Here is a 6,106-nt window from a genome sequence, read left to right as displayed (position 1 = left end):
TAGGTAATAACCTTATATATATTAAGTCTTATATCCATTTGTGATGGCGCACAGTCGCCGCGCTATCAATGAATAAAGACGTAATCATAAATAGACCGTGACCGGTGTGATGACATAAAGAGGGCAGCGTGTGAGAGTGGCGAGCGAATATCCAGAGAGTCAGCAGTTATTACAGGATCCTTCGGCGGGCAGTGAATCATGGTGGCAGCGCATCGCACAGTGGGGAACGCCCCTGACTGAACCGGCAGCGGCTGGCAAAGTAAAGCTGACTTTCCTGTGGCGCGACCGACAAGGAAAGGCGGGTGATTCGGTATATAGCTGCGTGTATATCGATGTTAACGGCGTGACAGATCACCACAGTATTAATCCTGAATCGCTCACTCGGCTGGGCCAGACGGATGTTTGGTATTGGCAGGCAGAGGTGGAGTCTGATTTTCGTGGCAGTTACAGCTTTATTCCCGTCTCAGCAGAGAAATGTTTGAATTTGCCGGCCGGTAATCCGCAAGAACAGCGTCAGGCACAGCGCGATTGGTGGATCTCATTGATGGATCTCGCTGAGAACGATCCGTTAAACCCGATCGCCGCGCATTGCAGTTATCGCGGAATGCCACTTTCTGCGGTTCATTTAGCCGATGCTTTGCCGCAAACGGCCTGGCAGCCAATTGATGCGGGTAAAATTCTGCCCGCCGACCCGCAACGTCTGCAACTGATTAGTTGGCACAGTCAGTTATTGGGCAATAGTCGCAATGTGTGGATTTACTCAACGACAACCGGTGCTGAAGATAAAGCCGATCGCCCATTGGCTATCTTGCTGGATGGCCAATATTGGGCACTCAGGCAGCCGGTGTTTGGCATTTTGGATAGTGAAACCGCCGCAGGGCGTTTACCTGCTGGCGTCTATGTGTTGATCGACATCATTGACCAGACTCATCGTTCGCAAGAGCTGCCTTGTAATCAGGATTTCTGGCAGGCATTGCAAACGGAATTACTCCCGCAGATTGCATTGCAACAGGCTTTTACGGAACAAGCGTCTCGTACTGTGGTGGCCGGGCAGAGTTTTGGCGGGTTGGCATCGTTGTACGCTGGATTACATTGGCCACAGCGTTTTGGTTGTGTGTTGAGTCAGTCCGGTTCGTTCTGGTGGCCTGATGTTGATAATTTCAAGGCACTGACGGCGGGGACTGCTGAACGTCAGGGCTGGCTGACCGAGCAGGTGTATCAGGGATTGGGGGCGAGTCAGCCATTGAATATCTTTATGGAAGCAGGTCGCCGTGAAGATGTGATTTATCAGGTCAATCAAGCCATGAGTGCAGCGCTTCGTCAGGCAGGGCATCGGTTGCAGTATCGGGTCTATGCGGGTGGGCATGATGCTCTATGCTGGCGGGGGGGCTTGATTGATGGATTACGCTGTCTGTTAACCTGATCGACTGAGTCTTAACCGCCTTCGGCGAGCAGAGGGCTGACTCGCTCTCTGCTCGCTGGCGGATTAAATTTTAAATCGCCCCTTCGGTATCACCAATGGTGTATGTGAAACCGGATCATCAATGATCAAGCACGGCATACCAAATACCTGCTCGACCAAATCTGCCGTGATCACCTCGCGTGGGTGACCTTGTGTAACTACCTGCCCGTCGCGCATGGCGATAATATGGGTAGCGTAACGACAGGCATGATTAAGATCATGCAGAACAGCAACCAAGGTATGGTTATGTTGCTGATTAAGGTTACTGAATAACTCCAATAAATCAATCTGATGGGCGATATCTAAATAGGTGGTGGGTTCATCCAGCAGCAACAGCGGCGTCTGCTGTGCCAATACCATAGCTATCCATACTCGCTGGCGTTGCCCGCCGGATAATGCGTCCACTGATCTGTCAGCCAGTTCACTGACACCGGTGGCTTGCATGGCATTATTGACCGCCAGTTTATCGGCCTGTGTCCATTGCTGTAATAACTTCTGATGGGGATAACGGCCACGCGCCACCAAATCTAACACGCTGATACCGTCGGGTACTTGCGAACTTTGTGGCAACAAACCCAAATGACGAGCCACCTGCCGGGTATCAATGCTGGCGATATTCTTGCCGTCTAAAATTACCTGACCTGCTTGCGGTTTCAGCAAACGGCTCAGTGCGCGTAGCAGCGTTGATTTACCACAGGCATTGGGGCCGACAATCACCGTAAATTCACCATCAGGAATGGAGATGCTCAGGTTCTGGCTGATTATCTTACCGTCGTAGCCCAGTGTTAGGGCGTCGGCTTGTAAGCGGGAGGAAAAATCGCTGTGATGTAGGGTGGTTGCAGGGGTAACAATACTCATGATCGCCCGGACTCCCGGATTAAAAGCCAAATAAGATACAGGCCGCCGATGCTGGTGGTAACCACGCCGACCGGCAATTGATTAGGTGGAAATAGGTGTTGGGCGCAGAGATCGGCGGCAACCAGTAATAAGGCGCCCATCAGTGCCGACGTGGTTAACGTCACTGAAGATGTGCCCGCCAGACGCCGTGCTATTTGTGGGGCGGCTAATGCAATAAAGGAGATAGGCCCGGCGGCGGCGGTGACGGCGGCCATTAGAATGACGCCAATCGCCATCAGGCTCAGGCGAGTTTTCTCAACGGGAACCCCTAAGGCACCAGCGGCATCATCGCCCATTTCCAGCAGTGGCATGCGGCGGCTAAGCAGCATTGCGGCTATCGTCGCGGCAAAGATAAACATCAGTGATGGCAGGCCCTTAGCCCAGCTCAGACCATTCAATGACCCCGCCCCCCAGGCCGCGGCAGTCATCGCCGATTCCAGTGATGCCGTGATTGTCAGCCAGGTATTGAATGCAGTGAGCATCGCGCCAATGGCAATACCGACAATAATTAGCCGAAAACCTTGAATCCCTTGTCGATATGCCAGCAGATACACCGCAATAGCTGCCAGTAAGCCGCCAACCAAGGCGCTGCTGGCAATCTCGAAATAGTTGCCATTAAACAGAGTAATCGCGACTAGCGCACCGGTATAGGCACCCATATTAAAGCCGATGATGTCAGGGCTGCCGAGTGGGTTACGTACTAATGACTGAAATATTGCGCCACTGATACCCAGTGCGGCACCAAAAATCAGCGCCATCACTGCGCGGGGTAAGCGCCACTGATTGACGATAATATCCACTGCACCACGGGTTTGCCCGAACAAGGCATTAAGTACCTGTTGAGGCGACAACGCCAGAGTCCCGGCCATTAATGCCAGCAGTGCGCCCAACAAACAGGCCAGCAGCAGCAGGCTGCAAACAACTAAACTGCGTGGTCGGATGCGTAAATTTATCGCGCCATCGGGGCGACCAAATAGCCACGGCGAGGTGACAGACTTCATAGCGTGGTCATCCTTTTGTTACGTCGAACTAGCCAGATTAGCAAAGGCGCGCCAATAAATGCCGTTACGACGGAAACCCGTAACTCGCCCGGCACCAAGAAGCGGCCAATAATGTCAGATACCAGCAACAGGATAGGTGTCATCACTAATGTGAATGGGAGAATCCAACATTGATTCGGCCCAACAATCCAACGGGCGATATGGGGGACCATCAGGCCAACAAAGGCGATAGGGCCAACGGCTGCGGTAGCGGCACCGCACAACAAGGTGACGGCGATGACTGCCCAAAATTGGGTTTGGACAATACGGGCCCCAATCGCGGCCGCCAGATCCTCTCCCATATGCATGGCATTGAGTGGCCGAGCCAGCAGCAGGGAGATTACACCGCCGAGCAGGATTGCCGGAGTGACGGCCAATACCACCGACATACTGCGGATATCCAATGAACCTGCCTGCCAGAAGCGCACCCGATCAAAAACCAGTGGATGTGTCAGTGCTATGCCAGAGGAAATCCCCATTAACACAGCGCCAATCGCGACACCGGAAAGTGTCAGGCGCAGGGGATTAACGCGCCCGCCGCCCTGAGCACCGACCCAATACACCACCAGGGTGGTTAACATCGCACCGATAAAAGCGGAAATAATATAGCCCTGAATGGCATTAACGCCGAAAAAAATGATCCCGACGGCGACGGCAAAACTGGCTCCGGCATTGACGCCAAGAATACCGGGGTCAGCCAGTGGGTTACGGGTTAGGGCTTGCATGACTGCACCCGATAACCCCAGCGCTGCACCGGCGAGTACACCAATCAGGGTTCGCGGCAGACGTGATTCAACGATCAAAATGCTATCGGCGCTGTGCTCTGTACCAAGCAAACTCTGCCAGACCACAGATAAAGGGATGGCTTTGGCACCGAGCATCAGGCTGGCAGCCATGACCAATAGCAACACAACAATGCTGAACAGCAGCAGCAGCCCGCGTCGGCGCGTTGTTGGTACCCCTGACGTCGACACCGGAGTCAGCGGTTTTATTGAATATTGATCTGGAGAATAATCAGCAGGCATTGTAACTCTTCTTTAACAAATGATTATTGTTATCGATTTGATTATCATTATTATTTGGGTGAGATATGTTAGCACGCATTATTGTTAGAATGCATCGCTGTGGTAACGCAGGGGGAAATTTAGCCTGCTCGGTCACATTCCTGAATGCGCTCAACGTCAGAACCGGGACTTACCCAATCAATGAGCAGGTTTAAACATCCCTTCAATTCGGGCTAACAGATTACTCGCACTGTAATAATCCAAGCGGAAAGTGTCATAACCCACGGCATAAACACGGTTGTGCTCAATCGCTGGAATATGAGCTAAAAATTTATTACTTTTCAATGCATCAACTGATGGTTGATCACCGGAGAAGAGTAAAATAGTCTCACCGTTCAGACCTTCAGCCAGCTTCTCGCCACCTAACTGAATAATATCCTTACGATGTCCCATACTGGTGTTACCTTTCACGGCTTCAGGTATTTCAGCGAGCCTAAAGCCCAGCGCCTGCAACAACTTGCCCTGTGCCGAGTCTTCAGTCCACAAGTTCGCGGTGCTACCGGCGGCTTGATAGACAAAAGCCGACGTTGGCTGCGGTGGTAAGGTAATACTCTGTTTCACCTCATTGAGCCGGTTGGCAAATTTATCAATCACATCTTTCGCATCGGTTTCATGGCCAGTTGCCTGCCCCAATATCATTGCTAACTCTTGCCAGCTTTTATCATCGTAATTAATCACTAAGGTTGGCGCGATAGCAGATAACTGCTCATACAATTTCACCGCGGAATCCCCCCCGGTGGCAGAAATAATAATTAAGTCAGGGTTCATGCCGGCAACAGCTTCGGCGTTTGGCTCAGTCTGATATATCGGCACCAGTTTTTTTGCCTGTGCGACAGCCGACCATTGAGTAAAGAACCCTTGATTATCTGCGACAGTGGAGCTGGGCGCGGTCGCTCCACTGGCAATCACCGGCGCATTGATCGCCAATAAGGTGCCAGTGATGGTGATGCTGGTGGAGACAATCCGTGTAGGTTGCTGCGTTAATGTGACCGGGCCTTTAGCCGTTTCCACCGTCCGGGACCATGCTGGTGAGTTGTCGTCTGCCGCTGATGCGTTGTTCTCCTCCGCGGGTTTGCAGCCGGATAACCAAAATATCAGACACAGCAAGCCCAGTAGGGCAGGCAGAGAACGGGATGTTTTACAGGCAGACATATAGTGGGACATAACGGCGTTTTCTCTTTCTATTTAACGGTGCCAGGTCGTAATTTATCACGCTATAAAATGAATGGTAGTAATTATTATTCCTATTACTATTTGCAATGTGGTGAGTGAAAGGGAAGATTGGCATGCTCATCTTCAAGACAGGAAACCTGGCGAAATATCGCACCAGTCAAACCATTTAGAAGACGATCAGTCGCGTGCTGGCCAGACTCATTAGCATGATTTAAGCCAATTCAGCCGGCCTTTGGGGGCTGCGGCTAGCGCGAATTAAGGTGTAATACCGGCCAGCGATCGTTGGCCGCTCTTCTGTTAGTATCACCGCCGCCGTGCTAAGCACATGCCTATATTGCAATGAATAAAATTGTTATTTCCCCAGCCTGGTTTCCTTGCTAAAAAAATACGGAATCAACCATAGTAAATAAATAGTTAAATTTTGCTGTATCGCGTGCCTGATGGTTTGATATGGATTTTTGTTATTATTT

General features: G+C 51.4%; 5 protein-coding genes. 1 reads left to right on the top strand and 4 read right to left on the bottom strand.

What is annotated here, in order from left to right:
- Positions 1 to 130 precede the first annotated feature (130 nt).
- Positions 131 to 1,423 carry an enterochelin esterase gene (gene fes, locus V2A85_RS21385; protein ID WP_420072300.1) on the top strand — a complete coding sequence of 431 codons (1,293 nt, stop codon included), beginning with the start codon at positions 131 to 133 and terminating at the stop codon, positions 1,421 to 1,423.
- 63 nt (positions 1,424 to 1,486) lie between these two features.
- Here fes and V2A85_RS21380 read toward each other — a convergent pair whose 3' ends face one another.
- From V2A85_RS21380 to fepB, 4 genes are all read right to left on the bottom strand, one after another.
- On the bottom strand, positions 1,487 to 2,320 hold the full coding sequence (locus tag V2A85_RS21380) for an ABC transporter ATP-binding protein (protein ID WP_372560522.1): 834 nt from the start codon (positions 2,318 to 2,320) through the stop codon (positions 1,487 to 1,489).
- The gene (fepG, locus tag V2A85_RS21375; RefSeq protein ID WP_372560523.1) at positions 2,317 to 3,360 is read right to left on the bottom strand and encodes an iron-enterobactin ABC transporter permease; all 1,044 of its coding nucleotides are present in this window, start codon (positions 3,358 to 3,360) and stop codon (positions 2,317 to 2,319) included. Before fepG ends, V2A85_RS21380 begins: the two co-directional genes overlap by 4 nt.
- Positions 3,357 to 4,424 carry a Fe(3+)-siderophore ABC transporter permease gene (gene fepD, locus V2A85_RS21370; protein ID WP_420072299.1) on the bottom strand — a complete coding sequence of 356 codons (1,068 nt, stop codon included), beginning with the start codon at positions 4,422 to 4,424 and terminating at the stop codon, positions 3,357 to 3,359. The genes fepG and fepD overlap by 4 nt, the downstream gene beginning before the upstream one ends.
- Positions 4,425 to 4,601: 177 nt before the next feature.
- Positions 4,602 to 5,627 (bottom strand): Fe2+-enterobactin ABC transporter substrate-binding protein, encoded by a 1,026-nt coding sequence (gene fepB / locus V2A85_RS21365; RefSeq protein ID WP_372560525.1) that lies wholly within the window; start codon positions 5,625 to 5,627, stop codon positions 4,602 to 4,604.
- Positions 5,628 to 6,106 lie beyond the last annotated feature (479 nt).

Origin of the sequence: Yersinia sp. 1252 StPb PI (genome assembly GCF_048593885.1) — a bacterium.
GTDB classification, from domain to species: domain Bacteria; phylum Pseudomonadota; class Gammaproteobacteria; order Enterobacterales; family Enterobacteriaceae; genus Yersinia; species Yersinia enterocolitica_E.
The sequence above is the reverse complement of the archived record's forward strand: the minus strand, read 5'-3'. Positions and strand labels throughout refer to the sequence as shown.

Bases quoted from the DNA above. Each gene is read 5' to 3' on its own strand.
- V2A85_RS21380 (WP_372560522.1), bottom strand. From the start codon at position 2,320: ATGAGTATTGTTACCCCTGCAACCACCCTACATCACAGCGATTTTTCC.
- fepB (WP_372560525.1), bottom strand. From the start codon at position 5,627: ATGTCCCACTATATGTCTGCCTGTAAAACATCCCGTTCTCTGCCTGCC.
- fepD (WP_420072299.1), bottom strand. From the start codon at position 4,424: ATGCCTGCTGATTATTCTCCAGATCAATATTCAATAAAACCGCTGACT.
- fepG (WP_372560523.1), bottom strand. From the start codon at position 3,360: ATGAAGTCTGTCACCTCGCCGTGGCTATTTGGTCGCCCCGATGGCGCG.